Origin of the sequence: Paenibacillus caseinilyticus (genome assembly GCF_027533645.1) — a bacterium.
GTDB lineage: Bacteria > Bacillota > Bacilli > Paenibacillales > NBRC-103111 > Paenibacillus_G > Paenibacillus_G caseinilyticus.
In genome coordinates, this window is record NZ_JAQAGY010000015.1 from 62,800 (window position 1) to 89,465 (window position 26,666).

Sequence of the window (26,666 nt, forward strand, 5' to 3'; positions counted from 1 at the left end):
ACGGCCCCCTGCCGATTGCCTGCCGTTCTCACGAGGGATTCCCCTTCCGTAGCCTTGACCTACTTCAACCATCGCTCCAGCGCTTCGCCTGCGGGACGGAACACCATTTCCAAACCACGGCTAGGATTCGGGATGGGGAGATGAGCCGCCTGCGCCATGGCCACACCGGTGCCGTAGACAAGCAAGAGACTGAAAGCGGCCAAATCCCTGTAGCTTCCCTTCCTCCACAAGCCCGGCGCTTCGTACATCCAGATCAGGCCGGCAATCAACAGAATGCAGAAAGCGGACCACATGGCTATTCTTCCGCCTCCTTTTTGTGATTAACAGGCTCTTTCACGGTTCCGACCCTCCGGAGTTTGGCATCCACCTCCACCTCGACAGGCACGCCGGGCATCACCGATTCCCAGCGGGTCTGCACCTGCTTCCAGATCTTCGGCTGGTCCCTGTGCACGGCATTGCCGAACCCGAAGATGTCTGTTTTCAGCCTCTTCTGGGACGCTTGGACGCCAGCCCGGATGCTGCCCCGGATGGCTTCTTCGAGCCGCTGCTCGATCTCAGGTACGGTCTGGATATCCATCACCTTCAGCGGACATTCCACATCGCCGATATTGGCCTCCGTTTCTAGCCGGATGGTTATCTCCGGAGCTCCGTCTTGTGCGCTCGCACGGATCTTGCTTTGGATGCGGGTCAGCTCCATTGCTACTTTTCCCCCGCCGCCCGGGCAGCGGAGATTCACGATCGAGCTCTTCAGATTCCGCAGCACATAATTGAACCCGATGGCCTCTTCTTCGGTCAGCCAGCCGGCCAGCCGGTCATCCCGGAAAGCAGCCATCCCGTGGTACCGCAGCACCGTATCCGTCACCGTTTTTCCGACATTCGATTTATTCATGGCCCGCTGGGTGGAGCCCGTCAATTGAATTCCGGTAACGACCGGGTTCGTTCCTTTGCTGAGCATATCGGACAGAAGATCATCGAGCGTAATTTCCGTCTCTCCGGCCCAGTTCTCTTTCATCACCTGCAGCGCCGAGTACATTTTGTTCGCCGGAATCTTCTCCAACGGCGTCAGGGCGCCCAGGATCTGTTCGGCCCGCGACTCCCTCGCGATCAGGACGAAGAAATCGGTGCGGAGCTCATGATCCCGCGAGAGAAAATCCAAGGCGTCGCCCACCCCTTGACGCGCCACCTCTTCTCCGATCACCACGGCCCGGATGTGGGACAGATACATTCTCCGGTTCAGCTTGGTCGACATCCGGCGCAGCGCTTCGAATACCGTGGCTCCCTTCGATGAGTATACGGTGATCGGCGTCGCGTAACCGGAGCCGCCCTTCGAAGCTATCTCTTGGGCATTCACCAGCTGCACGCTGACCAGGTAACCGTCCTCGGCCTTGTCGATTCCAAGCGCGAAGACAATCGTCAGTTCGTTCAATTCCCTCCGGTTCCAGCATCCGGTAACGGCTAGCAGGGACAGCACCAGGACGGCCGCCAGCAGAAGTCTGCGCAGGTTCATACTCGTTTTCACACTCGTTTTCATACTCGTTTTTCGGGCCGCGGCACGGGAGACTGCCCCCGCTGCCTGTTGTTCTGGGCAATGAGCTTGGGTCTTCTGAACAACGCCCATTGAGGCAGGCGAAAGATGGAATCTTTCTGTTCTTCCAGGATGAAGGGGGCAAACGGGCTCAAATAGGGCACTCCGAAGGAACGAAGGCTGCACAGATGCAGTACGACGCCGATCAGGCAGACGACGATGCCGAACAAACCGAACGAAGCTGCGATGAACATGATGAAGAACCGGAGGATCCGCAGCGATATCCCCATATTGAAAGACGGAATAACAAAATTCGAGATTGCCGTAATCGATACCACGATGACCATGGACGGGGAGACCAGTCCGGCTTCCACCGCAGCTTGTCCGATCACCAGCGTACCGACGATCGACACCGCTTGCCCTACCGTCCGCGGCATCCGAATCCCTGCTTCCCGGAGAATCTCGAAGGTAAGCTCCATCATCATCGCTTCCACGAATGCGGGGAACGGCACTCCCTCCCTAGCAGCCACAAGCCGGATCAAGAGCTCCGGAGGCAGCAGCTCCTGATGGAAGGTGGTGACCGCCACGTACAGGGAGGGCGCAAGAAGCGTTACAAAAAAACACAGATACCGCAGGATGCGGAGCAGAGTAGCAAAATCGGCCCGCTGGTAATAGTCCTCCGACGACTGGAAAAACTGGGAGAACAGGGCCGGTACGAGCAGCGCAAAGGGCGTGCCGTCAATAAGGATCGCCACTCTCCCTTCCAGGATGCCGGCTGCCAGAGCGTCGGGCCTCTCCGTGTTATATATCGTGGGAAATGGAGACCAGGTTGAATCCTGAATGAGTTCCTCAATGTAGCCGCTCTCCAGGATCGCATCAATGTCGATCCGCTCCAGCCGGTTTCTCACTTCGCCCAGCACCGATTCATTCACGATGCCTTGAATATAGAGCAGCGCCACATCCGTCTGGGTCACGCGGCCGATCGTTCTCGCTTCCATACGCAGATCCGGGCTTTTGATTCTGCGCCGGACGAGCGCGGTATTGGTACGCAGCGTTTCCGTGAAGCCGTCCCTCGGTCCGCGCACGACGGTCTGCGCGCTCGGCTCCTCCACCCCCCGGTCCTTCCACTGCTTCGTACCGAGAACAAGTCCCGCGGCATAGCCATGGACCAGCAGCACCGTATCGCCGCACAATGCAGAATGACAGAGCGTCTGCAGGGACGCCGACTTCTTAATCTCCCCGACAGCCAGGAGCTTATCGCACAGCAGGTTCCATAGATCCGAGTGGACGACGGTCGAATGAAACTCGGGATCGGATGCCTTCTGCATGAGAAATTCCAGTACCGGCCTCGTCTCGGCAATCCCTTCCACATAAAGCAGAGCGAGCCGGTCATTGCGGGGGCCGAAGGCCATATGGCGGATGATGACATCCGGGCTGCTTCCGAGCTGACCCTGAAACTTCTTGAGCGTCAGGCTCAAATCCGCAGAGAGCGTATCGTCCGCCGGCGGCTTGGCTTGCGAATCCGCCTGGCTCGGATGCTGGGGCGCTCCGAACATGCTGCGTATGGTTGATACAATCCCCACCTGTCCGCCCTCCCGCTCATACGATCGATACCCCCATTGTTGCCAGAGACAGAGTGGCCTAAACCCCTGTTCCTGCAGCAGGCTCTGTTCGGCGCAGACAGGATCGAGCCCTGGCTCGAGATATAAATTCTTATGTATCCAAAAAAGCCAGCCCGACTTGTCAAATAGCCTGGCTGGCTTCGTCTATCCATGGGACGGGCAGTTCTTATCCCCTCTGTACCTTCTAGCCGGCATCCAGCGGATGGGCCGTCACAGCCGGGTCTGCCGGCTCACGGACAATGCCCAGCATCAGATGATCCTGCCGGACTCCGTTAATCTCCACATTCTTCCGGGCGAGCCCCTCCTGCCGGAAGCCGGCCTTCTCCAGTACCCTGATCGAACCGGTGTTATGCGGCATCACGCCGGCATCGATGCGCTGCAGGCCGAGAACTTCAAAGGCATGCTTCACGAGCAGACGGACGGCTTCCGTCATATAGCCCTTCCCGTTATGAGCCTTGTCCAGCGTATAACCGACGAAGCAGCTCTGAAGGCTGCCTCTCATCACCTCCATGAGCGAGATCGTACCAATCAATTCGCCGCTCTCCCGCAGAAAGATGCCGTAGAGATACGCCTCGTCCCGCTGCCGCTTCCGAAGGTAACGAAGTATCCGGTTCCGCTGGCCTTCCACCGTATAGAAATCCTCATTGGTCGTGCCCGTGTAGAGGCAAAAAAAATCGCGGTTCGCCAGTTCATGATGAAAAAGCGTCTCCGTATGCACCGGGGTCAGCACCCGCAGGCTAATCTGTTCCCCCTCCAGTGCCTCCGAAGCACCCACGGCGGACAGGTCATCGGCAAGCAGATCCGGGCGGAACCGCTCGACGAGCCGCCGCTCCGCCAAGGATGGATCGATGTCGCACACCGCAAGCTCCTCCGACGCCGTCCCCGCCTCGCACAGCCGTTCGCCGCTTGGGCCGATCACCTGGGAGGCAATGTCCTGCTCCACAAGCGCGTAATTCACGCTGGCAAAGTATATCCCGTTCTCGAGGCTGCGGCACAAGAGCGCCCCTTGATAGAATGCTGGGTATGCCGTCTTTCCCGTATACTGGGGATGAAACACGATCTGCGCTCCCTGCTGCGCGGCCCAGCGGACCGTCTCGGGATATCTCCACGCTTCGTGGCAGATCGCGATGCCGAATGTCAGACCGCCCGCTGCGAAGATCCGGCGGCCGGTCCCCGCGACATATCCGAAGGCATCCTCGTCCGGATCGATCTGATTCTTCGTCTGGTAGCCCAGCAGCTCCCCTGTCTCCGAGATGACGAAGGCCACGAGATGCAGGCCCAGCTCGCTGCGCCATTCCATAGGGAGAATCACGGCTACGCCCAGGCGCCCGGCCGTTTCTCTCACTTCCTCCAGAGCGGCCTCGGCCGCCCCGTGATCGTAAGACTCGACGGGATGCCCCACGCCGCGCAGCCCCGGAATCACCGCCTCCGGAAAACAGACCAGAGCGCAGCCTTCTTGCGCAGCCCGCTCCAGCATCTCCCGTACTGCCGCCGTACCGTCCTGAAGTGACTTCGGAAATCTTGTTTGCGCCAAACCGATCTTCATTGTGATCTCCCCATCCCCGTTTGTTTGTTTGTTTGTCCCTTTCAGATCCAAGATACTACGGACGTATAGGACCCCGCATAGTACCCATACTACTGATATAATATTACTTCTTCTGGAAGCGGCCCTCCATCTTTTTCTCGGGTGTTTCCATATGAAAGGCAGGATGGATATGAGTGATTTTCCCGATGAGTATACGCTGGCCGAGACGATTGCCGGGGACTGGCGCAAGCTGGGACTCGGAGTCAAGGCCGGGACCCTGCTCATTCCGATGTCAGACAGCGTGCTGATCAGTGTTCATCTCAGCTCCAAGCGGCTCGATCTGCTGCTGCGGGACAGCCAAGGGATCTTCCAATACGGCGGGGATTTTGCCTTCGAGGGGCTGGAAGAGACGGGCAAGCTGCTTTTTCACAGCTGGTCGATCGAGTATATTCACCTCAATGACCCGCTGGTGATGCTGGATAACCCGCTCAGCGAGATGACCCAGCTGTATATTAAGCTGTCCCTCGACAAGCGCAAGGAGACGGAGCATCATTATCTCGGTTATTAGATCCGGCCGCGCCCTGGCGAGATTTAAATTCTTAGAGATGCACAAAAAACCCGCACCTTAGCGGGTTTCGAATGAAGGGGAAGACGCCTGTCTTCCTCCGTAGGCATGAGCGGAGGTTCTTGAAGCGGAATTTGCAGCCTGCAGGGCTGGGGTAGAAACTCCTTTTTGTCCCACCGTACAGTACGTGTAAGTGTACCTCGCTGAGCTCGTTCGAGTCACCGGGACCGGTTAATCCGGTACGACGAAAAAGCGGTTGCCCAAAATGTGGATCTCGTCTTCATGGTCGAATTCTTGGACATTCATGCTTGCAAGAGACTGCAGATATTCGTATGCCGATTTCTGATCTTTCTCATCCAGCCCGTCTACCAAATGAAACAGCTTTTCTTTGTAAGTCATGTGTTCATCCTCCAATCAGGTCATGAATTGTTTGATCTCCCATCTGTTTTGGAATGAAAGCGGTGTATTTGGATAACTAAAAAAACACAAGGCTAGCCTTGTGTCCCTCAACACACATCTATCCTTCCCACTTCGCTTACGAGGTTAGCTGTCGGATTCGGGCAGTGAGAATGCGCCCTTCGGCTGTGTACGCAAGGTACAGGCCGATTCACCCCATGATAACTTGGTTCCCCCGCTTTTCTTACAGAAAATTCAGCGATCGAATATGCAATTGTAAAATATAGGTACAAAAAGGAGTTTACTATGAATTACCCCAGAATGCAAGACGCGAAACAAGCATTTTAGACAAAGTCACACTTTTTTTTCGGGGGCCCGTCCCCTGCCCTTGGTCAGCCGCCGGATATATCATAGTGTTCGGACAAATAATCGACAAACCGCTGCGCCGCCGCCGACAGTTCCTGATGCTTCAGCCAGATGAGACCGAGGGACATGGAGTCATGGGAATCATCGACTTCGAAGGCTGTCACTTCATGACCCTGATGAAGCTGGAGCACCGTCTTCGGCACGAGGCTCGCGCCGAAACCGGAGGCTACCAATCTCATTAACATGGCGATATCGGAGCACTCGCATACGATGTGCGGCGTGAGCTTGCGCCGCGTGAACTTCTCCAGGAGCGCATGGTACAGCCCCAGCCCTTCCGCACTCGGCAGGATGAGCGGGAGACGGGCGATCTGCCCGTAGTCCGCCTTGGCGCTGCGGATCCCCTTGCCGGCCGGCACCGAGGTAATGAATTGAACACTCCCACCACTTAGCTAACGCTTGAAGCGGGGGATTCTTGGATAATCGAACCTACTGGTTCAAACTATACAGCACTAAGCTGCATGCCAAGCGGAACTGTGGTTCCCACAGCTTTACAGAGCCGCTATATAGCGAGTTTTTTTATATTTCGGGCGGCATTTTCGTCCCGATCATGCAAAGCACCACAGGATGGACAGCTCCACTGCCGAACGGATAGATGCTTGACTGCTGGATTCACAAAGCCGCACACATGGCACATTTGGCTGGTTGGTGCATACGTGTCCGCCACCTTTAGGATGCGTCCATACCATTCGGATTTATAGGTAAGCTGCCTTGCAAATTCACTCCAGGATGCATCTGCGATGAATTTTGCCAGCTTATGATTTTTGAGCATATTCCCCACTTGCAGGCTTTCGATGCTGATCGTTTGGTTTTCACGAATCAGCTTCGTGGACAGCTGGTGCAAGAAGTCTTGGCGGATATTTGCCATTTTCTCATGGATGCGAGCTGCCTTGATTTTGGCTTTATGCCAGTTCGATCCACCTTTGGTGCGGCGGCTCATACGGCGCTGCCAGAAGGCTAACTTCTTCTCGTATTTGCGGAAAGCCTTTGGGCTTGCAACTCGCAGTCCGTCCGAACAGACCGCAAACTCTTTTAAGCCAAGATCAATACCGATATGCTTATCGGCTGGCGGCAAGGATTGCTGCTCTACTTCACAAACAAGCGATACGAAATACTTGCCCACCGCATTTCGTCGTACCGTAGCGGAAAGAATGCGTCCTCCGCAGGTTCTGGAATTTGCAAAACGAACCCAGCCCAGCTTCGGAAGCTTGACTTGGTTGCCTTGGATTGCAATATTGCCATTCGTATACTTGGTTGTGTAGCTTTGAATAGGATTCTTCCGGCTTTTAAAGCGTGGTGCCCAGAGTCTGCTTTTTGAAAAATCGGTTAAAGCTGTCAGCAACGTGCTTCACAGCCGATTGTAATGCGATGCTATCCACTTCTTTAAGCCATTCAAAGGAGGTTTTCAGTGCCGGCAGCTGCGTGGCACATGTATTGTACGACAAGCCTTTACCTGTTGCCGCATAGGTATCATTCCACTTCCCTAAGAAGTGATTGAACACAAAACGGCAACAGCCTAACATCTGGTGGATAAGCGTTTGTTGCTCTTTCGACGGATAGATGCGGTATTTATAGGCTTTATGAATGAGCATGCCGCACAACCTCCTTCCATAGTGAGTATAGAAACATTATAGCACATACGTTCGGATTGGTCGCAAAAAAACGTGATCCATCCCCCACTTAGCTAACGCTTGAAGTCGGGGTATTCTCGCTTGGGTAGGATAAAAAGGTTCCGTCCCCAAGTGGACCAGCGAGAAGTCGGTTAGGGGCACGGGCAGCCGGACGATGGCGAGTTCGATCTCGCGGTCGCGGAGCAGCTTGCAGAGCTGCGCGGACTCGTTCTGCTGGATTTTGTACGTTACCTCGGGATACGTCTCTTTGAACGAGCGGAGCAGCAGCGGCAGCTGAAAGTCCGACAGCGTATTGATGCCGAGGATGAACTTGCCCCGGGTTCCCCGCCCAATCTCCCCTACCTCTCCCCTCGCCTGCTCCATCAGCTTCGTGATGCGGAGCGCGTGTCCGTAGAGTACCCTGCCGGGTTCGGTCAAATGCAGCGACCGCCCCCTGCGCTCGAATAAAGCGACGCCGAGCTCGTTCTCGAGCAGCTTCAGCTGCTGGCTGAGGGGCGGCTGCGACATATGCAGCTTTTTGGCGGCAGCGGTGATCTGTCCTTCGTCTTCGGCCTCGTTCCCTTCGGTCTATTCACTTCCTCCGTCGGTTTTCTCGAGAGCACCAAAGTGCTCGAGCGCTCCGCCATGGCGGCCGGAGGTGTACTGCTCGCGCCGCTGGGCTGCATCGCGCCGCTGGGCGCTTTCTTCTCGACGATGCCGTCCTCCGTAGGCAGCAGCGTGCTCTTCGTGGCCTATCTGCCCCTGTTCGGCACGGCCCTCCGCTATTTCCAGAAGGAAGCGTACGATGCCAAAACCGTCTACCGTGTCGCCCTCCCGGTGTTGACCGGAATTGCCGTCATGACCTTGCCGCCGGAGGCCCTGCAGGCGCTGCCTGTCTACATCCGTCCCCTCCTCAGCAACGGTCTTGTAGTCGGCGTGCTGCTCTCCGTTCTGCTGGAGAATACCGTGAACTGGCAGCGGAGCGGTGCGGAGCGTTCTTCTTCCATTTAGATGGGATTCATGGTTAACTATAGGAAAAACAATCCGACGCCGGCCCCGCGTGCAACGCGCATCCGGCGGTTCGAGAGGTGACCTATGGACCTGATAGACCGTGTTGACCAGCTGGAGCGCCGCGTGCTGGAGCTCGAGCGGGAAGTCCGGCGGCTGAGCCGGACTCCCGCAGGGACCGGGCTGCCTTCCGGGGCTTCCCGCAGCAATTCGAAGCCCGCCCAGACTCCGGCATCCGCCGGTTCCCCGCAGGCACCGGTAGAGCGGAAGCCGGAAGTACGCAAGCCGGTAGACTGGGAGCATCTGATCGCCAAGGTATGGCTGCCCCGAATCTTCATGTTCGTGCTCCTGATCGGCGTACTGTGGGGCTTCAAGGCAGCTGCTGACGCCGGGCTGCTCAGCCCCGCGCTGCGGTGTATGCTGGGTTTCGCCGCCGGAGCGGCATGCTTCTATGCCGGGTGGCGCCAGCAGCGGATGGGGCGCGTGCTGCTCTCGCAAGTGCTGCTCGGCGGTGCCCTGAGCATCTTTATGCTGAGCACGTTCGCCGCCCACTATTTCTATGGCTTCTTCGGTACTGTGCCGGCCTTTGCCCTGAACGTGCTATGGGTGCTCGCGGGTCTTGCTGTTGCCGCAAGGCTTCGCTCGGAGACGCTGGCCGTGCTCGCGAGTCTCGCCGGCATCCTGGCTCCGTTCCTGGTGCGCAGCAGCGAGCCTTCCCCGCTCTTCCTGGTATCTTATGATACGCTGCTGTTCACGGCCTTCCTGCTCCTCGCGATGAAGCTGCGGTTCGTGACGCTGTTCTATACGATCTTCGCGCTGCAGCAGCTCTCGCTCCTGCTCTTCCCTGTCCTGACCGGGACAGGTGCGGAAGCGATGGCTGTCGGCGTGCTGGCGCAGCATTTTATTCTCCTCTGCGCCTTGATCGCGGGCCAGTCACTGCTTCGGCATCACACCAAGGTGCTCGTGCTAAGTTTCGCGATCATGGCCGTCTGGTTCAAGCTGACGTTCGAGCCCCAGGTGTATGAGGCGGCGCTGCTCGCCTTCACGGCGCTCTATGCGGCCGTCTCCTGGTTCCTGCGGGCACGGGCGGCCGCCTCCCTGCCCTACGGGCTGATGATCCTGACTTACGCGCTGCTCGCCTATCTCGCTGCCGTACTGCCCGGCCGCACGCTGCCTCTGGCGCTTGAGCTGCAGGGAGCAGCCTCCTTCTATCTCGGGGTCACTGTCCGGAGCCGGCTGCAGCAGGCCAACGCCCTGATCGTGTACATCCTTGGCCTGCTGCTGGCCGCGGGATATCTGGCGCATGGGATGGAGTCCCCCTGGTCCCTGCAGTCGCTGACCTGGCTGATCACGCTGGTGAGCCTGGCAGCGATCCGCTTCCTGTATACCCGGCATCTTGCGGAGTCCACCCGCAAGGCCGCTGCCGTGCTCGCTTCGATGATGGCCGGCGTACTGCTCCTTTTCCTTGCGGACTTCACCAGCGCCGCAGCCGGCGGACTCCCGGTCCAAATACAGCATCTGCTCGTCTCGCTGGTCTGGTCGCTCTATGCGGTCGCGGTTCTCTTCTTCGGCATCCGCCGAAGCCGCAAGAGCGTTCGCCTGGCCGGCCTCTGCCTCTTATTCTTGACGCTGATCAAGGTCATCTTCCTCGATCTGCCGAATGTGGCCCTATGGGTCAAGGCGGTGCTATTCATCGGCCTCGGAGCCGCCGGTATCGGAATCTCCCGCATGTTCTACGGCAGCGGAGCCCAGCGGGAAGAATGAGACGTGCTTGCCCGGCAGCCGGATAGACTCGGCCCGATCCCGCACCGGAGCATGATGCAGCCGGCGTCTTGGAGCCTTCGCGCCTTGTTTGAACCTAGACTTTGGTCCAGGTTCAAACAAGGCGCGGGTCCAAAGACGGTGTTTGACGTTTGAGGTATACTGGAAGTGGTTAACAGACAAAAGGACGCCTCGCGTCTAAGCATTCATACCATGAAATGAGGACGAACCATGAGATCGAAATTCATTCTTGTCGTCGGAACAATGGTGCTCACGATCACTATCGGCGGCGGCCTGTGGAGCAAGGAGTCCAAAGCGGATTCGCTGAGCTCCGTGCTGGAACTGACGGCCACCAAGAACATACATACGGCAAGCCAAGGCGATTTCCTCCAGGTGCTCGGCGCTTCTTCCGACGGAGAGGTATACGATGCCCTGCTCGAGGGAGAGTCGCTTGCCGGCATCGCCCAGCGGAACGGCCGGGATGCCCGCCAAGTGGTCCGCCTGCAGGTTGCCCAGCTCGCGGAGCAGCTCGACGCCCGGCTCGCCGGCGGGAGCCTGACTGCAGAAGATTACCTCGCGCAGAAATCCGAGCTCGAAGAGATTGTCGAGCGCAGCGTCTACGGCAGCGCCCGCACCTGATCTATTGCCACAGTGAAACCAAGTCTGAGAAGCCGCCCCTCTGGCCAGGGCGGCTTCTGTGCGTTCTACCTCATTGCTTCACCCTATTGCTGCGGCATCGCTTATCATCGCTTTATCATCCCTTCATCGTCCCGTTCTAGAGAAGCCCCCGCCCGTGATTATGGAATGATCCGGCGCCGGCGGAAGTCATCAAAGATGTCCGTGAACATCGCTTCGGTATCGACATACTCATGGAAGCCGAACCGGCGCGCCTTCGAGCCGTCGGCAAAAAAATCGTAATCCCACGAAAACACAAAATCGCCGAAAGCCCACGCCGCCACGTCCTTATAAGGCGTGCTCTCCAAACCGTATTTGCCCTTCACCGCCTCCCAGAGCGGCTCTTTGTCAGCCATCGCCTCCACAAGGGCCAGCTGCTGCGGAGGGGCAGTCTCCATGTCGAAGTATCGGGCAATCTTCGGCCACATATCATTCCAGCGGAACAGGTCGCCGTTGTTGATATTGAACGCCTGGTTGGCGCACCGCTCGTCTGTGGCCGCCCATACGGTAGCCTTGGCGAGCAGCCCCGCGTCCGTCATCTCCATCAGCTTGTCGTAGGCGCCGGGTTTGCCCGGAAAGCGCAGCGGCAGCCCGAGCTCCTTGGAGATCGTGGCATAGACAGCGATGAGCAGAGCGAGATTCATCGGATTGCCGGTGGCAAACCCGCCGACCACCGATGGCCGCAGCGCAGACCAGGTCCAAGCTTTGCCCTTCTGCCTTTCTTCGAGATATCGCTGCTGCTCGGCATTGAACTCGGGAGGCATCGGAGGGGCATCGCTCTCACGGGCAGGTGTCTTGAACGGTCCGAGGTGCGCCCCGTAGACTTTGTATCCCTGCATGAGGGAGACGTGCCGGAGTGCAGGGGAGGCAGCTTCCACTGCCTCTACGACATGTACGAGCATGGCGAGATTCGGCGGCGAGAGCTCGGCCCAGGTCGGACGGTCTTGGTAAGCGGCGTAGAATATATGCGTGACTTGGTTTAGTCCCCCGAGCTTCGCCAAGCAGTCGCTGCGGTCCAACAGATCGACGGAGATATACCGTACCCGATCCGTGGATTCGCCTCCGCGTCTCGATAAGCCGATGATCTCCCACTCCGGGAGCGAAGCCAGATAATCGATGAGATTGCGCCCGATAACCCCCTGCGCCCCTACGACCAGAGCGACCTTCCGGTCCGTTGACCCTCCACCCCCCTCCGAATAGCCTCTGTGAGGGTCCGCCTCGTGCCCGTTCTTCTCCGCAGCTTCCCTATTCCATACCATAATGATCCCTCCACCAATATTGATATTTGTATATCTAGAAATACAGATATATTGTCCCAAAAAAACGGCAGCCTTCCGTCTTAGCTGCCTACATGTCCTTGCCGATAAATTCGGCAAATCTTCGTATGGTATTCTCGTTGCGCCGGTAATAGGTCCATTGGCCGAACCGCCTCGATTCGAGCAGCCCGGCTTTGTGAAGTGCCGTCAGATAGCCCGATATGACGGATTGGGACAATCCGGCTTTCTCCTGTATGCTCCCCACGCAGACCGCGCGGGTAAAGTCCGAGTCGGGAGGAAGCGTAAGCTGGGGACCGAAGTTCTGGTCGGGCTCCCTCAGCCACTCCATAATCTGGAGCCGGGTCTCGTTGGATAATGCTTTCATAATCTGTAAAGGGTCCATACCCACATTATATCTATATATATAGATATGTCAATAATTAGTTGACGCAGACGTACAGCCTACACTTTGTAGGGCTCCGTCTTGAAGGAGCGGATCGCCTGCGTCAGCCTACAGGCCGAATCCGGCGCGGCCGGCAGCTGGGACTTGGGCCGGATCGAGCGCACGACACCGTTCAGCAGCTCCTCCGGCATCTCTCCGTCCGCAGAGCTGGCGGTGAGCGTGACGACAAGCTCAAGCCCGGGAACGACGAAGATGCGCTGCCCGCCGGAACCTGCCGCATAGAACGTCTCGTAGGATCTTTTATCTGCCCCAAGGAGCCCCGACGCCAGCGGCTTCAGCCACCAGAAGTATCCGTACCCGCCCTGTCTTCCGTCTTTATAATGATGAACCACGCGTTTGGAGAGCGACTCGCGGACCCACCCTTTGGGCAGAAGCGCCTTGCCCTCCCACTCTCCTTCCTTAAGGAAGAGCCATCCCAGCTTGGCCATATCCCGAGCGGTCAAGGCCATCGCCCAAGCTCCGATGCTGCGGCCTTGAGGGTCGGCATTCCACCGGAAGTTCCCGATGCCGAGCGGACCGAACAACCGGGTACGGGCATATTCGGATAAAGGGGCTCCGACGGCTTCCTGCAGCACGGCGGACAGCAGGTGCGCATCCCCGTTGCTGTAAGTCGATACCTTGCCGGGACTGCTCGCCGCAGGCCGGGCCAGAATATAGTCGATCCAGTTGTCCGAATGCATCATCGCAACGGACGAACGATCCTCCGCATTGTCCCATTGGAGTCCGGAGGTCATGGAGAGCAGATGCTTGATCCGGATCTGGGACTTGACCGGATCTCCCTCCAAGACAGGGAAGAACTCGGCGGCGCGCTGCTCCACGCTCTTCAGCTTGCCGTCCGCCAGCGCCGCACCCGTCAACGCCGAGACGATGCTCTTCGTCACCGAACGCACGTCCTGCGGGACTTCCGCCTCCGTCCCCCGATCATAGGCCTCCGCCACCAGCCGTCCGCCTCTTATCACCGCGAGGCTGTGCACACCGCGTCCGCGGAAAGCTTCGATGGTCCCGGCCAGTACGCCGGAATCCATTCCTTGCGCTTCCGGTTCCACGGCTAACCACCCTGCCGTCGGCCAGGGGTCCTCCCTATGCCCAGGCACAAATGGGCTGTGCTCAGCTGCGAACACATCCTGATGACTATGCGCCACGGGATGGTCAGGGTCGCTGCCATTGCCTTTACCATTGGTTTCTCTCATCTCACTCGTATCCTCTCTCTATTCAAAATTCCCAGTATCAGGTAAAATTTATACTTTAGTTATGAACTAAATATGAACTTAACCTTAATGTAACTTAAAAAGAACCTTAAAATAACCTTAAACCGGGCACACCCCCTAGCCTCCCTACGTAAGAAAAACGCCTGTCGGCGTCCTTTAAGATCTCAGCGTGCTGGTCCATACGGTGGTACACGGCGAGCGAATGGGTATGGGATTCCAGCCTTACCAAGAACAAAAACAGGGTGGAGAACAAGCTCCACCCCGATCTCTTCCGTATGTCCGTTATTCCGCGCCCTGCTTCTTTCATTCTAGTACAGGGAACGCCATAGATAGAAGGCCGCATAAGCTTCCCAGCCGGCCCAGCCCGCGAATAAGTCCGTCAGCTCCGGCAGGGTGGGCTTACGCCCCAGCCCCAGCTTGAAATTGACCGCATTGTGCAGTCCCACATCGCCTACAGGATAAGCGAGCGGGTCCCGCAGGCAGCGCATCCGGACATACTGCGAGGTCCAGGGGCCCACTCCCCGTATGCGCTGCAGCTCTCGGTCGGCTTCCCCGAAGGAGCCGAGCGCGAGCAGCCCTTCCTTGGATAATCCATCTTCGCTCATGGCCTTCGCTACCGCCACGATGGCCGAAGCCTTCATCCTCGTGAGCTGCAGCGCCCCGAGCTCCTCCGGATCGATGCCCGCCAGACGGCCCGGACTGGGGAAATGCCGGTAGGTTGTGCCGTCCCACTCCAAGGCGCCGCCATACGTTTCGGTGAGCCTCCTCTTCAGCTTATAGGCGAAGGCCAGGTTCACCTGCTGGCCGACGATCGCCCAAGCCAGCGCTTCGAAGAGATCGGGGACGCCGACCAGACGCAGACCATGGAATTCCCGCGCCAGCCCGCCCAGCATCGCATGACCGTCCGCCATGCGGTAGAACGGCGAGAGATCCCGGTCCAGATCGAACCAGTCGCGGATATAGGCGACCGCCTCTTCCTTGCTCTCCTGCCCTTTCCACCGGCCAGCGAGCACACGGATCTCCAGACGGAGGTCGTCCCTGCTCGTCAAGCGCAGCAGAACAGGCTCTCCAGCGAGCACCAGCAGCCGGTTCACTCCGTTCTCCCTCACCTCGAAGAGCGATTCGTTGTCCGATCGGGACATATAGTCCAGACAGACGGAGAAGCGAAAGTGATCCAGAAGCTCCAGCTCAAAAACGGAATCGTTCGTGTCCGGCGGCGTCAAGTCCCTTCACCCCTTCCAGCTCGAGCAGCAGCTGTTTGATCCGCAGCCCGCCGCGGTAGCCTGTCAGCTTGCCGTTCGTGCCGATGACCCGGTGGCACGGGAAGATCACCGGCAGCGGATTCGCTCCGTTCGCCGCTCCCACGGCCCTCACGGCCAGCGGCCGGCCGACCGCTTCCGCAATCTCCCGGTACGACCGGGTGCGGCCGGCCGGAATGCGGGCAAGCTCCCGCCATACCTCCTGCTGGAAGGCGGTACCGCGCAGATCAAGCGGGATCTCTTCCAGGCGGACCGGCTCTCCGGCAAAATACGCCGTCAGTGCTTCCAGGGCGCCGTTCTGTTCAAAGACCGCCTTGTCTTCCGTCAAGACGGCCCCCGGCAGGTGCCTTTGCAGCCAAGGCAGCGCCGCCTCCAGCGTCTCGTGGGGAAAGTGAATGCGGCACAATCCTTTGTCCGTGGCCAACAGGGTCCACTCCTCGCCCCTCACCCCAAACGTTGTGTAATATACAACCGGTTCGCTCATCTTCTCTCCTCCTTCGGGATACTCCCCATGTGAACTTCCCGGAACGCGGTGGGACTGAAGCCCGTCTGCTGCCGGAACCAAACCGCAAAGTGCGACGGGCTCCGGAAACCAACCGCCGCACCGATCTCCGTCATGGACGACTCCGTGTGCTCCAGCATGTGCCTTGCGGCCTGCACCCTTGCCATCTGCAGCCTCTCGGCAGGACTGCGGCCTGTCACCCGCTTATAGGTCCGCTGCAGATGGTACGGCGAGACCGCCAGTCGGGCAGCAAGCGTCTTCAGCGTAATGGGGCCGCCGAACCCCGCTTCGATCAAGGCGTCTACCTCGGCCGCAAGCGCCGCGTCCGGGCCGTGGGAGCCGGGCGACTCGGGCTTGCACCGCTTGCAGGGCCGGAAGCCGGCCGCGACGGCCTCCTCCACGCTCGGATACAGCCTGATATTCTCGCGCTTCGGCGTCCGTGCCCGGCAGGACGGACGGCATACGATCCGAGTTGTCAGCACGCCTGTATAATACACACCGTCATAGGTGCTCTCTTTGCTCGCAATGGATTCATAGATACGGTCGAACAATTCGGGATCCACAAGATCACCTCCTACCGCCAGTATAACCCGAGCCTGCCGCTTTTGACATGTCTCCCGGATACGAGAGCAACATTTCGACAGCCCTCCGGCGTTGACGCGAAGCTCCAGAATCGGTAGTATTTCGTAGGGAGGCGTTCACTTATGTCCACTTTACTCGTACTCGGAAGCTTGAACATGTTCCTGGTCGTCGCGCTCGGCGCCTTCGGGGCCCACGGCCTCAAGAGCAAGCTGAGCGAAGACGCCATGAAGGTATACCAGACCGGGGTCCAGTACCATATGGCCCATGCGCTCGGACTGCTTCTCATCGGTCTGCTCGCCGGACTGAAGCCGGAAGCCGGGCTGCTCGCAACTGCAGGCTGGCTGCTGATGGCGGGCATCGTCCTCTTCTCCGGCAGCCTGTATGCGCTGAGTCTGACGGGAATCCGCAAGCTCGGCGCGATCACGCCGCTGGGCGGACTCGCCTTCTTGGCCGGCTGGATTCTGGTGCTGATCTCGGCGCTCTAGGCGCCCCGCAGAAGCGCTGCCCGCATGCCGAAGAACCTCAAGAATACTTCTTGAGGTTCTTCGCGCGTCCGCAGATCAAGACGGCATCGGCGTCGGGGTTGGCTTGGCGTAGCCCTTGGCATACTCGGCGTCAATCTGCGCCCGGATCTCCTTGAGCGTCTTGCCTTCCGCCGTGAGCTTGGCCGTCTTCACGGCGATCTCCATGCAGACCCCGCAGCGCGTCCCGTGATCGTCCCACACCACCTGTCCGTCGCTCCGCACTTCCTTAATGAAACAATTCTTATTGCTGAGGTGCCCTGCCGACTCGCCGCAGCCGCAGTAACACGGAATCCACTGCAGCCGGTCGATGTTCTTCGCCGCAATCCCATAGATCAGACGAGTCTGCTCCGGCTGGGATGCGAGGAACGAAGGCAGGATATCGAGAGATGCCGTGGTCTCCTGGATATCGCCATGATGCGCCGCGGCATGGACAGCCGGCTTCTCCGCCGCTTCCTTGGCGCCGCAAGCGGTTAGACTCGCCGCCATCACGAGCGGGAGTGCCAGCCCCATCGCCTTGAATTTCACGTATATTGTCCTCCTATGAATCCGGATTGCTTCCGTCTCATAGTACCAAATCCGCCCGCCGAACACAAAACCGGGCCCGCCCGGCCAGGATGTGCCGCCCTGCGCTTGCTTCATTCTACGCTTTTTCCCTGCGCATTTTCTCTGAGCTTTCACCCAGCCATCTTGATCCCCGGCTTATAGATGCGGTTGCTGCTTCTGCACCTTCACTTCAGCACCTTCACTTCAGCGCCGCAGCGTATCGCTTCATCCGATTACACCAGCCGCAGCGCTACCTCGATATTCCCGCGTGTCGCTTTGGAATAAGGGCATACGCCATGAGCCGCTTCCACCAGCGCGAGCGCCGCCTCCCGGTCGGCTCCTTCGATATATACCTCAAGCTCCACGGCCAGCTTGAACCCGCCGTCCGCTTCGTCCTTCAGGATCGAGACGTGAGCGGTAACCGAGGTATGGGTAACCTCCGGAATGCGCTTCGTGCGGATCACCAGGTTTAATGCGGAGTCGAAGCAAGCCGCGTATCCCGCCGCGAACAACTGCTCGGGATTCGTGCCTTCCCCGCCGGGGCCGCCAAGCGCTTTGGGCATCTTAATCTCGTGGTCCAGCACCCCGTCCGCCGATACTACTCTGCCCTGCCGTCCGCCTGTCGCCGTTACTTCCGCTGTATATAATGCGCTCATGTTCATTCTCCGTTCATATTAAATTGTTTACAATTTAATATTACACAATTTATTTTGAAGTGTCAATAGATTGGGGAAGTCAACTGATTTGGATTGCATGTTATCAAAGGAAGGCGGCTCCTATCCCGGCAAGCTTTCGTTCCAATGGCCGAGCCGCCTTACATTCAATTCAGAAGGCCTCCGGCAGGGTAAATATTATAGTTGTCTCCTCTCCCTCATCGTGCTGTATAATGTCCATACCATACTTAGCCAGAAAGCAAGCAAGCCCAAGGAGGCTGTCCATCCATGAATACGTTCGACGATTATGCACTATTCGCACTTGCCTACGCGAGCGCCCCCTTTGGCATCGGTTTGTATGCTCCGGGGTCCGACCGCTGGGTGAAAGTCAACCCCGCTTTCTGCCGGATGCTGGGTTATGCGCCGGAAGAACTCGCAGGCCTCTCTGAGGAGGAGTTAACCCGTCCCGGCGATATCCTGTTAAGAGACCGTACCGCCGGCTCTTCCGGCGGACGTGCCGAAGGAACGCCACACGCGTTCGAGAAAAGGTACCTCCACCAACGAGGGCACGAAGTGTGGGCCTCCCTCCACCTGTCCCTGCTCGATAAACCGAATGAGGCGTCGCCCGAAGCCTACCTCGTCCATGTGTCGGACATAACCTTACAGCGCCGGACCGAAGATCAGCTGCGCGACAGCGAACGGCGGCACCGCCTAATCTCCGAGGTCACCCTGGACTGGATCTCCCGGCACCGGGCGGACGAAGAAGCCACGATCACCTTTTCCTCGCCCAGCTGCAGGACTTTTTTTGGTTTCGCCCCCGAAGAAATGGTCGGCCTCAGCGCACTCTCCCTCGTACATCCGGACGATCTCGATAGAGTCAAGGCCTTCCTGGAAGCCAATATCAATACGGAAGGCAGTCAGGTGATCTTCCGCTTCCGGCGCAAGGACGGAGCGTACGTGTGGCTGGAGTCCACCTCCCGCTACACCTTCGATCCGGACGGCCGCATCGACGAGATCATCTCGATCTCCCGCGATATCACGGAGCGGCGTGCGTCCGAGCAGCGGCTGCAGGAGAGCGAGCAGCGCTACAAGTCACTCTTCGACCATAACCCAGCCGCCGTCTATTCCATGAATCTGGAAGGCGACTATCTGACAGCTAATGCCAATCTCGAGAAGCTGACCGGCTACTCCCTGGAGGAGCTCATCGGCATGTACTGGGGCCCGATTGTGGATGTCAAGGATCTAGCGAAGACCCAGCACCACTTTGCCCTCGCCGCGAAAGGTTTCCCCCAGAGCTACGATCTTACGATTATCCATAAGGATGGCCATCCTGTCGAAATCCATTCGACGAATATTCCGATGATCGTCGATAACGAAGTCGTCGGCGTCTACGGCATCTCCGTCGATATTACGGAACGCCACCGGTACATAGAACAGATCGAGAAGCTGAGCCGCGATTATACGCTGATACTCGGTTCGGTATCCGAAGGGATCTTCGGTCTCGACGAGAAGGGGCACGCGGTCTTCATCAATCCGGCCGGTGCCGCCATGCTGGGCTTCCAACCCGGCGAGCTGATCGGCAGGCCTTATCTCGGGTTAATGCAGCAGGCCCGCTTCCCGGGGTCTCCGGGCGGTTCGGATGACAGCGCGCTGCAGGACGCCATCCGCGAAGGCCGGCCGTATGAGAACCGGGAAGCGGTGTTCTGGCGCAAGGACGGCTCGAGCTTCCTCGCGGATTTCCGCGCGAGCCCGATCTTGGACAAAGGGCAGCTCAAAGGAGCTGTCGTCGTATTCCAGGACCGGACCGGGGAGAAAGCCATCATCCGGGCCAAGGAATCGGCCGAACGGGCGGATCAGGCGAAGTCGGAGTTTCTTGCGATCATGAGCCACGAGATCCGTACGCCGATGAACGGCATCATCGGCATGGCCGACCTGCTCGCCGAAACGGAGCTCACCGAGGAACAGCGGGGTTACGCCGATATCATCCTTCGGAGCAGCTATGCCCTGATCAAGATCTTGAACGAAATTCTCGACTTCAGCAAGATCGAGTCCGGAAAAGCGGAGGCAGCCCATGACCCGTTCAGCATCCATGCCGTAATGGAAAGCGTAATCGAACTCTTCTCCCCGAGAGCCGCTGAACGCGGCATCACGCTTAGCTTCCGCCTCGACGAAGACGTGCCTGCTGTCGTCTTGGGGGACGAAGGCATGCTGCGGCAGATCCTGGTCAACCTCGTTGGCAATGCGCTCAAATTCACGGAGGAAGGAAGCGTGGAGGTCAGCGCCAGGCTGCAGCCCGGCCTGGAACCGGGGAGGGCCGTCGTCGAGTGTTCCGTACGGGATACAGGCCTCGGCATCCCCTCCGACAAGCATAACCTGCTGTTCCAGTCGTTCTCGCAGCTGCACCCTACGATCAACCGCAAGTATGGCGGCACTGGACTTGGGCTGGCGATATGCAAAAAGCTCGTGGAGCTGCAGGGAGGCGACATCGGCGTAGACAGCGGGGAAGCGTCGGGATCGACGTTCCACTTCCTGATTCCCTACGGCCTTCCCGCTGCGGAGCCGGTAAGCACAGAGCAAGGGGGGACCGAGTACATGGCGGACGGACTTCCGGTGCAGAGCAGCGGCAGCGGCGCGCCGGAGTCCAGGCCTCTATACGGTCCCCTGCGGATCCTGGTTGCCGATGATAACGAGGTGAACCGCCTGCTCTTCGTCTTGCTTCTGAGGAAGCTTGGCTATGCTGCCGATACCGCCGTGAACGGGGCGGAAGCCGTCCGGGCGGTGGAACGCAGCTCTTACGACTTTATCTTCATGGATCTGCAGATGCCGGAGATGGACGGGTTCGAAGCCACGGCCGTCATCCGCCGCTTATTCCAGGAGCAGGAGCAGCCGGTCATTGTGGCGGTCACCGCCTTCGCCCAGTCCGAAGACCGGGACGCCTGCCTCCTCGCCGGCATGAACGATTTCATCTCGAAGCCGGTCTTCGCCCGCGAAGTGGAGCGGGTATTGAAGATGTGGTCCCCCCATGCCGCCCTCAGCGGTGCATAGAACGGCATTCCACGCCAAGAAGGACAGACCGAAGTCTGTCCTTCTTGGCATTTCTTGGGGCAAGGCTTCGCATTTCTTCCCGCGCTTCCTGCGGCTGTCGGAGCCTAAGGCCCCTCTTCCCCCGGGCCGGTAAGCGCGTCTCCGGTGAACTTGTATCCGCACTTGGAGCAGAACAGCGCATGCCGGGGCAGGTGATGGCCGCAGCGGCACGCTTTCTCGCTTTTGACCGCAAGCACCTGCGCCTGCAGCCCCTCGATCTCCTTCTGGAGATCGAGGATGGCCCCCGCCTGCTCCGCTACCGCCTCCTGCGCCGCCGCAATATTACCTGCCGCATAAGCGCTCACGGCCGCCTGCCCGGCCAGCAGCTGCTTGCGCTCGACCTCCTTTTCCCGCGAGGCGATCTGAGCGTTCAGCTTCGTGACCTCCAGCGTCTGCTGCGCGAGCCGAGCCGCCTCCGCCGCGCTTTGTTTCATCTTCTCGAAGAAAGACATCCGTACGCACCCGCCCTTCTGTCTCCAGACTCTGCCAGCCTTGGGCCTGCTATCCTCATGTGTATGGCGCCCCGTTCCATCTTAGAATTTGTCCCGGGAGGATCCCTGCGCCCTGCTATTCTATAATTCACAAACCGTACTGCTGAAGATTGCCTCATACCCCTAATGCCTGTTACTCTCTATAATAGATTGCGTCTGTACACCCAACACTTGGAAATCCGATACAGACGAAAGAGGGCACGATTGTGTTTGTCATTCCTACGAACCGCCCAGTACTCCAAGCAGCGAGATCCGCGGTTCAAGAGATGCTGGTCATGCAGCGCGCCGGCCGGGATCCCGAAGAGCTCCTAGTGCTGGATAACGCACAGCCCGGAGTCTCCCGGCGCAACCGCGAGGATCTGCAGGAGCTGCAGCGCACCTCCCCCTTCCCTATCCATCACGTGGATCTGGAGGAACAGCGGCAGTGGGTCCGCCAGCTCGCCGTGTCGTCGCTGCGGGATACGGATCTGCTCATGAATCTGCTCTATCCGTATCCCGAGGAAGGGGATTACGGCAAAGTATTCAACATGACGGCGCTCTACGCGGTCAAATACGGCAGGTACGTCATTCACCGCCGGGACTCCGATACGACGACGGCCGGGCTCGACGAATCCCGCTATCCCGTGCAGGGCGAGCTTATGTATCTGGGCCGCAAGGTGAGTGAAATCGACTCCGGCATGAACTCCGTCGAGCAGCCCTCCGGCGGACTGCGGGAGCAGGAGATCCTCATCGCCGGAAGCGACTATACGGGAGACTGGAACGTCGACCTCGCCGGGCTGCAGGAGAAGAACAGCCAGGCCCTGCCCTCGTTTCTCAAGGCGCTCAGCATTCCGGAAGACTCAGTCCCGGATTATATCCGGGCCAAATACCCGCTGGGCCAAGAGGATCAAGATCGCCCTTCCTCCGGGGTGCTGCTCATCACCTGCGAAGGGCGGCCCGCCCTCCCCGAGATTACTCCCTTCTATCCGGAATGCGGCAATATGGCGATGAAGGACATTTTCCAATGGATTCCCAGTTTTATCGGTTCGCGCTGTATCGGCTTCGACTACCATACGTACATTCTGGGAGCGATGCTGCATGCCCCCTGCGTCTATCATCCCAACAAAATCGTCCATGCCCACAGCCCGGGCCGCCGTGTGCTGTCCGAGATGCTGCAGTATTGGAAAGGCATCGCGAAGCTCGCGGACTATAACCACTTGATCTCGGTGTTCGGCCGGGATTACCTCCACCTGGTCCGCCTGCCGGGCCGGACCGGCTTCTTCGCTCACATGGAAGCCGGCACCCCGGCCCAGTTGGCGGAGGTTCTCTCCCGCTGCCACCGGAGCCGAGACCGCGCTTCGCGCCTGCAGGTGCTGCATGAGCTGGTGAGCGGGGTGCTGCAGCCCTCTCCGCTGGAAGAATACCGCCTGATTGCCAAAGAGCTGATCCGCAGCCAAGATCTGCTGATAGAGGAGCTTGACCGGGATTACCGCAGAAGCTTCCTGCTGCAGAGCATGTGGCGGGAGCTCGTGGAATCGGCAAGGCAGCTGCGCTATGTGCAGCTCTGAGCCCCTCCGGGCAGGTGACAGCCATAATGTAAGCTAGCTATAGCCGCCGGGCCAGCGCATTCCTTGCATTCTGACAGGCGCGACGGCAGGCAGTTTCGCTGTTGGAAGGCGCTTAGCTATAGCGGACAAAGCTGCGGACCCGATGGAATAGGCTGCCCCGGGAGCATGAGTTGGTTTGGCATGAGTTAGCTTGGCATGAGTTGGCTTGGCATGAGTTGGCTTGGCATGAGTTGGCTTGGCATGAGTTGGCTTGGCTTGGTTTGATATGGATTGGTCTGGTCAGGTTTGGATAGCGATAAGCGCAAGCATTTACCTGGTACGGAACAAGGCTGCCGCTGCGGGCAGCCTTGTTCCGTGTGGCCTTCCTTACTTTATTTCATCCTTATTCCCTATGGCATCCTTCACCCGATCTCCCCTTTCATCGCATCTGTCACCCTCTCGTTTCCTCCACTTCCTCGCATCGATTCCCCCTTCACCGCCCGTTCCATCCGCGCGTTCCCCATCAGGACGCTGGCGATTAGACCGATCCCTACGAACAAGGCCCCGGCCAGGAAGACGCCGCTCAGCGCATCGCTGAAGGCGGTCTGCAGGCCTCCCAGTACCTCCTCCGGCAGAGAGGCCCGGATAACCGGATCGAGCAGAAGACGCTGGAGTTCATTCTCTCCTGCACCGGCACCGTATCCACCCGCTCCTGCCGAGATCCGTGCCGACAGCAGGCTTCCGAGTACGCTGACCCCTAGCGTACCGCCGATGGAGCGGAAGAACTGCGAGCCGGCGGTCGCCGCTCCGCGCTCCCTCCATTCCACGGCATTCTGGGCCGCCGTGCCCAACGCGGGATATACGCTCCCCATGCCAAGACCTGTCAAGATCAGATAGAGAATCATCACGGCAGCCCCCGTATTCGCATCCATACGGCTCAGCAGCAGGAATCCGATGAGCATAGCGCCGAGACTTGGGACAAGAATCCCGCGGAACGAGACGCGGGTCATCCACCGCCCGCAGGCCATGGAGGTGACGGACGCCGACAGCATCAGCGCAATGAGCAGGGTGCCGGCAGCGGAAGCGCTCATGCCGAGCACGCCTTGGGCGAAGAGCGGGATGAAGGCGATCGCGCCGAACATTCCCGCACTGACGAAGAAACCGGCCAGATTGCCGTAGGCGATGGAGCGGATCCGGAACAACCGCAGCGGCACCATCGGGTCCTTCGCCCGGGCTTCGATCCAGATCAAAGCGCCAAGCAGACAGACGCCTGCTGCAATCAGTCCCAGCACCGGCGGGGAAGACCAGGCGTATGCCGATCCCCCGAGCACCAGGGAGAGCAAGAATGAGGCCACGCTGCCCGTCAGGGCCAAGGCCCCGAGCCAATCGACGGAAGGCTTACCGGCATCCCGTGCCGCATTCTCCTGCAGGCATCCCCCGATCAGAAGAAGAGCTGCCGCCCCCAAGGGAAGATTGATCCAGAAGATCCATCGCCAATCGCCATACTCCGCCAGCCACCCGCCAAGCGCCGGCCCCGCCGTACTGGATACGGCGAACACCGCACCGAACCAGCCCATGAATGTGCCCCTGCGCTCCGGCGGGAACACATCGGCGATCATCGTGAACGTAACCGGCAGCAGGGCCCCGGCCCCCAGACCCTGCAGAGCCCGGTATAGGATGAATTCCGGCATATTTCCCGCCATGCCGCATAAGGTCGATCCCGCCAGGAAAAGAAGCATGCCAGCGGCATAGGTCTTTTTGCGGCCGTACAAGTCCGCCAGCTTGCCATAGATAGGCATCGTTACGGTAGAGGCCAGCATATAGGCCGAGAAGACCCAGCCGTACAGCGACAGGCCTTCCCAGCCTTTCACCACATTGGGCATGGCCGAGGCGACAATGGTCTGGTCGATCGAAGCAAGTACGGACCCGAGCAGTAATCCAAGGGTCAACCAGCGAAGTCTGTTTGTTTCGGTGAACATGCGTCTCTCACGCTCCTTCTCATCGTACCGCTCCGCGGAAGCAGTAAGGAAACTATACGTGATCGGCCAAAAAAAGAATAGACTTATACTGAGCGATCGATTATTCTATAGCTAAGATACGCCCCTTTGATTATTTTACATATTTTTCCATATTCATCTTGGGACAGAGCTGTTCCAGGCTTTTTTAAATATACGAATCTAGATCTCGCCAGAGCTCGATCCCGTAATCTTGTATTTCTTATAAACGCGCATTGTCCTTAAAAGGACGGTGAAGGCGTTTATCTAATTTGGAGGAGGTAGAGGGGATGAACGTAGGTACCGCACGAGAGGCAGCGAAGGAATGGGTGCTTGGGATCGCCGCCAGGGAAGCCGGCTTCCGGGGAGCTTACTTCAGCGGATCGGTGGCAGCGCTTTCAGAGGAGGTCCTACTGCCCCCGGCTTCCGATATCGACATCATGGTCGTAACGGACCGTGCTGAAGCCCTGCCGAAGCTGGGTAAGTTCCTCTACCGGGGCGCCCTGCTGGAAGTCTCCTATGTGCCGCTGTCCCAGCTGGCATCGCCTGAAGATGTCCTGGCGGATTATCACCTGGCGGGCGGCTTCCGCAGAGATACGGTCATCGCCGACCCTACCGGACATCTGCATGAACTGTACGCCCTGGTTTCAGACCGCTTCGCGGAGCTGGAGTGGGTCCGGCGACGGTGCGGGCATGCGCGCAGGCGGGTTGAAGGAGGACTCTCGTCCCTCTCCCCCGCCCTGCCTCTTCACGACCTCGTGACGTCTTGGCTGTTCCCCACCGGCGTCACCACCCATGTGCTCCTCGTAGCTGCGCTGCGCAACCCTACGATCCGGCTGCGCTACCTGGCGGTCCGTGACGTACTGACGGATTACGGCCGCAGCGCCTTCTATACGGAGCTGCTGGGGCTGCTGGGATGCCTGCATTTCACTCCTCAGCGCACTGAACATCATCTCGCCGAACTGGCCCGTACCTTTGACGCGACAGCGTCGGCAGCGAAGACCCCGTTCCCCTTCAGCTCCGACATCACGGCACCGGCCCGGTCCATCGCCATCGGGGGAAGCCTGGAGCTCATCCGGTCCGGCAGCCACCGGGAAGCGATCTTCTGGATCGCCGCCACCTTCGCCCGCTGCCACAAGATTCTGGCCGCCGACGCGCCGCAGGAAGTGCAGCGGCTGCATCTCCCGGCATTCGAGGCTCTTCTGGCCGATCTCGGGCTTGAGTCCCCCGGCGCGATCATGGAGAGGGCCCGGGAGGCCATCGCGTTCCTCCCGAGACTCGACGAGTGTACGGAGGCGATTCTGGCTGCGAATCCGGACATTACGGCGAAGACGTAAGGCTGGCTGGCAAAGAGGCCGCAGTAGTACCCTTGCTCGGACGCACAAAACCACCCGCTGAGGTGGTTTTGTTGAGGGAAGCTTCCGCTTGAATATTCACACGCAGGAGCCTGCTCCTTCCGGATCTAGGTTTG

Annotated in this window: 25 protein-coding genes, 1 pseudogene and 1 riboswitch; of the genes and pseudogenes, 8 read left to right on the forward strand and 18 right to left on the reverse strand. The window is 59.0% G+C overall.

Translation table 11 applies throughout. From position 1 onward, the window contains the following. Positions 1 to 59 precede the first annotated feature (59 nt). From O9H32_RS20770 to O9H32_RS20785, 4 genes are all read right to left on the reverse strand, one after another. The gene (locus O9H32_RS20770) at positions 60 to 293 is read right to left on the reverse strand and encodes a hypothetical protein (protein WP_269868045.1); all 234 of its coding nucleotides are present in this window, start codon (positions 291 to 293) and stop codon (positions 60 to 62) included. 2 nt (positions 294 to 295) lie between these two features. Then, on the reverse strand, positions 296 to 1,531 hold the full coding sequence (locus O9H32_RS20775) for a Ger(x)C family spore germination protein (RefSeq protein WP_269868046.1): 1,236 nt from the start codon (positions 1,529 to 1,531) through the stop codon (positions 296 to 298). Then, positions 1,528 to 3,081: a spore germination protein gene (locus tag O9H32_RS20780; RefSeq protein ID WP_406627360.1), complete on the reverse strand. Its 1,554-nt coding sequence runs from the start codon at positions 3,079 to 3,081 to the stop codon at positions 1,528 to 1,530. The genes O9H32_RS20775 and O9H32_RS20780 overlap by 4 nt, the downstream gene beginning before the upstream one ends. A gap of 250 nt (positions 3,082 to 3,331) precedes the next feature. Continuing rightward, complete coding sequence (locus O9H32_RS20785) at positions 3,332 to 4,681, reverse strand: GNAT family N-acetyltransferase (protein WP_269868048.1); 1,350 nt, start codon at positions 4,679 to 4,681, stop codon at positions 3,332 to 3,334. A 163-nt stretch (positions 4,682 to 4,844) separates the two neighbouring features. Between O9H32_RS20785 and O9H32_RS20790 the strand changes: the two genes are divergently transcribed. Further along, entirely contained in the window at positions 4,845 to 5,240 is a 396-nt protein-coding gene (locus O9H32_RS20790; protein ID WP_269868049.1) for a hypothetical protein, read from the forward strand. 228 nt (positions 5,241 to 5,468) lie between these two features. On the opposite strand, the gene O9H32_RS20795 is transcribed toward O9H32_RS20790, so the two are convergent. The 4 genes and pseudogenes from O9H32_RS20795 to O9H32_RS20810 form a co-directional block, all read right to left on the reverse strand. After that, positions 5,469 to 5,636: a hypothetical protein gene (locus tag O9H32_RS20795; protein ID WP_269868050.1), complete on the reverse strand. Its 168-nt coding sequence runs from the start codon at positions 5,634 to 5,636 to the stop codon at positions 5,469 to 5,471. 118 nt (positions 5,637 to 5,754) lie between these two features. Further along, a riboswitch (cyclic di-AMP (ydaO/yuaA leader) is annotated at positions 5,755 to 5,904 on the reverse strand. A 121-nt stretch (positions 5,905 to 6,025) separates the two neighbouring features. After that, positions 6,026 to 6,415, reverse strand: a complete 390-nt coding sequence (locus tag O9H32_RS20800) for a LysR family transcriptional regulator substrate-binding protein (protein WP_269868051.1) — start codon at positions 6,413 to 6,415, stop codon at positions 6,026 to 6,028. 143 nt (positions 6,416 to 6,558) lie between these two features. Further along, positions 6,559 to 7,648, reverse strand: a pseudogene (gene tnpB / locus O9H32_RS20805) (IS200/IS605 family element RNA-guided endonuclease TnpB). Positions 7,649 to 7,684: 36 nt separating this feature from the next. Continuing rightward, a complete protein-coding gene (locus O9H32_RS20810; protein ID WP_269868052.1) occupies positions 7,685 to 8,194 on the reverse strand; it encodes a LysR family transcriptional regulator in 510 nt (169 codons plus the stop codon). Between O9H32_RS20810 and O9H32_RS20815 the strand changes: the two genes are divergently transcribed. From O9H32_RS20815 to O9H32_RS20825, 3 genes are all read left to right on the forward strand, one after another. Further along, positions 8,195 to 8,677, forward strand: a complete 483-nt coding sequence (locus O9H32_RS20815) for a purine/pyrimidine permease (protein ID WP_269868053.1) — start codon at positions 8,195 to 8,197, stop codon at positions 8,675 to 8,677. A gap of 84 nt (positions 8,678 to 8,761) precedes the next feature. Then, complete coding sequence (locus O9H32_RS20820) at positions 8,762 to 10,438, forward strand: DUF2339 domain-containing protein (protein ID WP_269868054.1); 1,677 nt, start codon at positions 8,762 to 8,764, stop codon at positions 10,436 to 10,438. A 228-nt stretch (positions 10,439 to 10,666) separates the two neighbouring features. Next, a complete protein-coding gene (locus O9H32_RS20825) occupies positions 10,667 to 11,074 on the forward strand; it encodes a hypothetical protein (protein WP_269868055.1) in 408 nt (135 codons plus the stop codon). A 158-nt stretch (positions 11,075 to 11,232) separates the two neighbouring features. Here the strand turns inward: O9H32_RS20825 and O9H32_RS20830 are convergent, their stop codons facing one another. From O9H32_RS20830 to O9H32_RS20855, 6 genes are all read right to left on the reverse strand, one after another. After that, positions 11,233 to 12,369, reverse strand: coding sequence for an SDR family oxidoreductase (locus O9H32_RS20830; RefSeq protein ID WP_269868056.1), 1,137 nt, complete (start codon positions 12,367 to 12,369; stop codon positions 11,233 to 11,235). An 88-nt stretch (positions 12,370 to 12,457) separates the two neighbouring features. Beyond that, on the reverse strand, positions 12,458 to 12,751 hold the full coding sequence (locus O9H32_RS20835) for an ArsR/SmtB family transcription factor (protein ID WP_406627356.1): 294 nt from the start codon (positions 12,749 to 12,751) through the stop codon (positions 12,458 to 12,460). Positions 12,752 to 12,828: 77 nt separating this feature from the next. Then, positions 12,829 to 14,019 (reverse strand): serine hydrolase domain-containing protein, encoded by a 1,191-nt coding sequence (locus tag O9H32_RS20840; RefSeq protein ID WP_269868058.1) that lies wholly within the window; start codon positions 14,017 to 14,019, stop codon positions 12,829 to 12,831. Between the two features lie 326 nt (positions 14,020 to 14,345). After that, positions 14,346 to 15,260, reverse strand: a complete 915-nt coding sequence (locus O9H32_RS20845) for a DNA-3-methyladenine glycosylase family protein (RefSeq protein ID WP_269868059.1) — start codon at positions 15,258 to 15,260, stop codon at positions 14,346 to 14,348. Further along, entirely contained in the window at positions 15,226 to 15,780 is a 555-nt protein-coding gene (locus O9H32_RS20850; protein WP_269868060.1) for a methylated-DNA--[protein]-cysteine S-methyltransferase, read from the reverse strand. The genes O9H32_RS20845 and O9H32_RS20850 overlap by 35 nt, the downstream gene beginning before the upstream one ends. Beyond that, positions 15,777 to 16,361, reverse strand: a complete 585-nt coding sequence (locus O9H32_RS20855) for a bifunctional transcriptional activator/DNA repair enzyme AdaA (protein ID WP_269868061.1) — start codon at positions 16,359 to 16,361, stop codon at positions 15,777 to 15,779. Before O9H32_RS20855 ends, O9H32_RS20850 begins: the two co-directional genes overlap by 4 nt. Positions 16,362 to 16,502: 141 nt before the next feature. Between O9H32_RS20855 and O9H32_RS20860 the strand changes: the two genes are divergently transcribed. Then, the gene (locus O9H32_RS20860) at positions 16,503 to 16,865 is read left to right on the forward strand and encodes a DUF423 domain-containing protein (protein ID WP_269868062.1); all 363 of its coding nucleotides are present in this window, start codon (positions 16,503 to 16,505) and stop codon (positions 16,863 to 16,865) included. A gap of 75 nt (positions 16,866 to 16,940) precedes the next feature. Here O9H32_RS20860 and O9H32_RS20865 read toward each other — a convergent pair whose 3' ends face one another. Together O9H32_RS20865 and O9H32_RS20870 are read right to left on the reverse strand one after the other, a co-directional pair. Beyond that, positions 16,941 to 17,414, reverse strand: a complete 474-nt coding sequence (locus O9H32_RS20865) for a PCYCGC motif-containing (lipo)protein (protein ID WP_406627361.1) — start codon at positions 17,412 to 17,414, stop codon at positions 16,941 to 16,943. Between the two features lie 266 nt (positions 17,415 to 17,680). Continuing rightward, positions 17,681 to 18,103, reverse strand: coding sequence for an organic hydroperoxide resistance protein (locus O9H32_RS20870; RefSeq protein WP_269868064.1), 423 nt, complete (start codon positions 18,101 to 18,103; stop codon positions 17,681 to 17,683). Between the two features lie 285 nt (positions 18,104 to 18,388). Here O9H32_RS20870 and O9H32_RS20875 point away from each other — a divergent pair, with 285 nt between their 5' ends. Beyond that, the gene (locus O9H32_RS20875) at positions 18,389 to 21,145 is read left to right on the forward strand and encodes a PAS domain S-box protein (RefSeq protein ID WP_269868065.1); all 2,757 of its coding nucleotides are present in this window, start codon (positions 18,389 to 18,391) and stop codon (positions 21,143 to 21,145) included. A 104-nt stretch (positions 21,146 to 21,249) separates the two neighbouring features. On the opposite strand, the gene O9H32_RS20880 is transcribed toward O9H32_RS20875, so the two are convergent. Continuing rightward, positions 21,250 to 21,618 carry a hypothetical protein gene (locus tag O9H32_RS20880; RefSeq protein ID WP_269868066.1) on the reverse strand — a complete coding sequence of 123 codons (369 nt, stop codon included), beginning with the start codon at positions 21,616 to 21,618 and terminating at the stop codon, positions 21,250 to 21,252. A 263-nt stretch (positions 21,619 to 21,881) separates the two neighbouring features. Here O9H32_RS20880 and O9H32_RS20885 point away from each other — a divergent pair, with 263 nt between their 5' ends. Beyond that, the gene (locus tag O9H32_RS20885) at positions 21,882 to 23,222 is read left to right on the forward strand and encodes a DUF6271 family protein (protein WP_269868067.1); all 1,341 of its coding nucleotides are present in this window, start codon (positions 21,882 to 21,884) and stop codon (positions 23,220 to 23,222) included. A 401-nt stretch (positions 23,223 to 23,623) separates the two neighbouring features. On the opposite strand, the gene O9H32_RS20890 is transcribed toward O9H32_RS20885, so the two are convergent. Further along, entirely contained in the window at positions 23,624 to 25,180 is a 1,557-nt protein-coding gene (locus O9H32_RS20890) for an MDR family MFS transporter (RefSeq protein WP_269868068.1), read from the reverse strand. 305 nt (positions 25,181 to 25,485) lie between these two features. Between O9H32_RS20890 and O9H32_RS20895 the strand changes: the two genes are divergently transcribed. Beyond that, positions 25,486 to 26,532, forward strand: a complete 1,047-nt coding sequence (locus O9H32_RS20895) for a hypothetical protein (RefSeq protein WP_269868069.1) — start codon at positions 25,486 to 25,488, stop codon at positions 26,530 to 26,532. Positions 26,533 to 26,666 lie beyond the last annotated feature (134 nt).

Excerpts from the sequence above, each read along its gene's own strand:
- O9H32_RS20815 (WP_269868053.1), top strand. The coding sequence starts at position 8,195 with ATGCAGCTTTTTGGCGGCAGCGGTGATCTGTCCTTCGTCTTCGGCCTC.
- O9H32_RS20860 (WP_269868062.1), top strand. The coding sequence starts at position 16,503 with ATGTCCACTTTACTCGTACTCGGAAGCTTGAACATGTTCCTGGTCGTC.
- O9H32_RS20840 (WP_269868058.1), bottom strand. The coding sequence starts at position 14,019 with ATGAGAGAAACCAATGGTAAAGGCAATGGCAGCGACCCTGACCATCCC.
- O9H32_RS20835 (WP_406627356.1), bottom strand. The coding sequence starts at position 12,751 with ATGAAAGCATTATCCAACGAGACCCGGCTCCAGATTATGGAGTGGCTG.
- O9H32_RS20825 (WP_269868055.1), top strand. The coding sequence starts at position 10,667 with ATGAGATCGAAATTCATTCTTGTCGTCGGAACAATGGTGCTCACGATC.
- O9H32_RS20770 (WP_269868045.1), bottom strand. The coding sequence starts at position 293 with ATGTGGTCCGCTTTCTGCATTCTGTTGATTGCCGGCCTGATCTGGATG.
- O9H32_RS20880 (WP_269868066.1), bottom strand. The coding sequence starts at position 21,618 with ATGAAACAAAGCGCGGCGGAGGCGGCTCGGCTCGCGCAGCAGACGCTG.
- O9H32_RS20780 (WP_406627360.1), bottom strand. The coding sequence starts at position 3,081 with ATGTTCGGAGCGCCCCAGCATCCGAGCCAGGCGGATTCGCAAGCCAAG.
- O9H32_RS20870 (WP_269868064.1), bottom strand. The coding sequence starts at position 18,103 with ATGAGCGCATTATATACAGCGGAAGTAACGGCGACAGGCGGACGGCAG.
- O9H32_RS20820 (WP_269868054.1), top strand. The coding sequence starts at position 8,762 with ATGGACCTGATAGACCGTGTTGACCAGCTGGAGCGCCGCGTGCTGGAG.
- O9H32_RS20875 (WP_269868065.1), top strand. The coding sequence starts at position 18,389 with ATGAATACGTTCGACGATTATGCACTATTCGCACTTGCCTACGCGAGC.
- O9H32_RS20790 (WP_269868049.1), top strand. The coding sequence starts at position 4,845 with ATGAAAGGCAGGATGGATATGAGTGATTTTCCCGATGAGTATACGCTG.
- O9H32_RS20895 (WP_269868069.1), top strand. The coding sequence starts at position 25,486 with ATGAACGTAGGTACCGCACGAGAGGCAGCGAAGGAATGGGTGCTTGGG.
- O9H32_RS20890 (WP_269868068.1), bottom strand. The coding sequence starts at position 25,180 with ATGTTCACCGAAACAAACAGACTTCGCTGGTTGACCCTTGGATTACTG.
- O9H32_RS20795 (WP_269868050.1), bottom strand. The coding sequence starts at position 5,636 with ATGACTTACAAAGAAAAGCTGTTTCATTTGGTAGACGGGCTGGATGAG.
- O9H32_RS20865 (WP_406627361.1), bottom strand. The coding sequence starts at position 17,414 with ATGGGGCTGGCACTCCCGCTCGTGATGGCGGCGAGTCTAACCGCTTGC.
- O9H32_RS20810 (WP_269868052.1), bottom strand. The coding sequence starts at position 8,194 with ATGTCGCAGCCGCCCCTCAGCCAGCAGCTGAAGCTGCTCGAGAACGAG.
- O9H32_RS20830 (WP_269868056.1), bottom strand. The coding sequence starts at position 12,369 with ATGGTATGGAATAGGGAAGCTGCGGAGAAGAACGGGCACGAGGCGGAC.
- O9H32_RS20850 (WP_269868060.1), bottom strand. The coding sequence starts at position 15,780 with ATGAGCGAACCGGTTGTATATTACACAACGTTTGGGGTGAGGGGCGAG.
- O9H32_RS20775 (WP_269868046.1), bottom strand. The coding sequence starts at position 1,531 with ATGAAAACGAGTGTGAAAACGAGTATGAACCTGCGCAGACTTCTGCTG.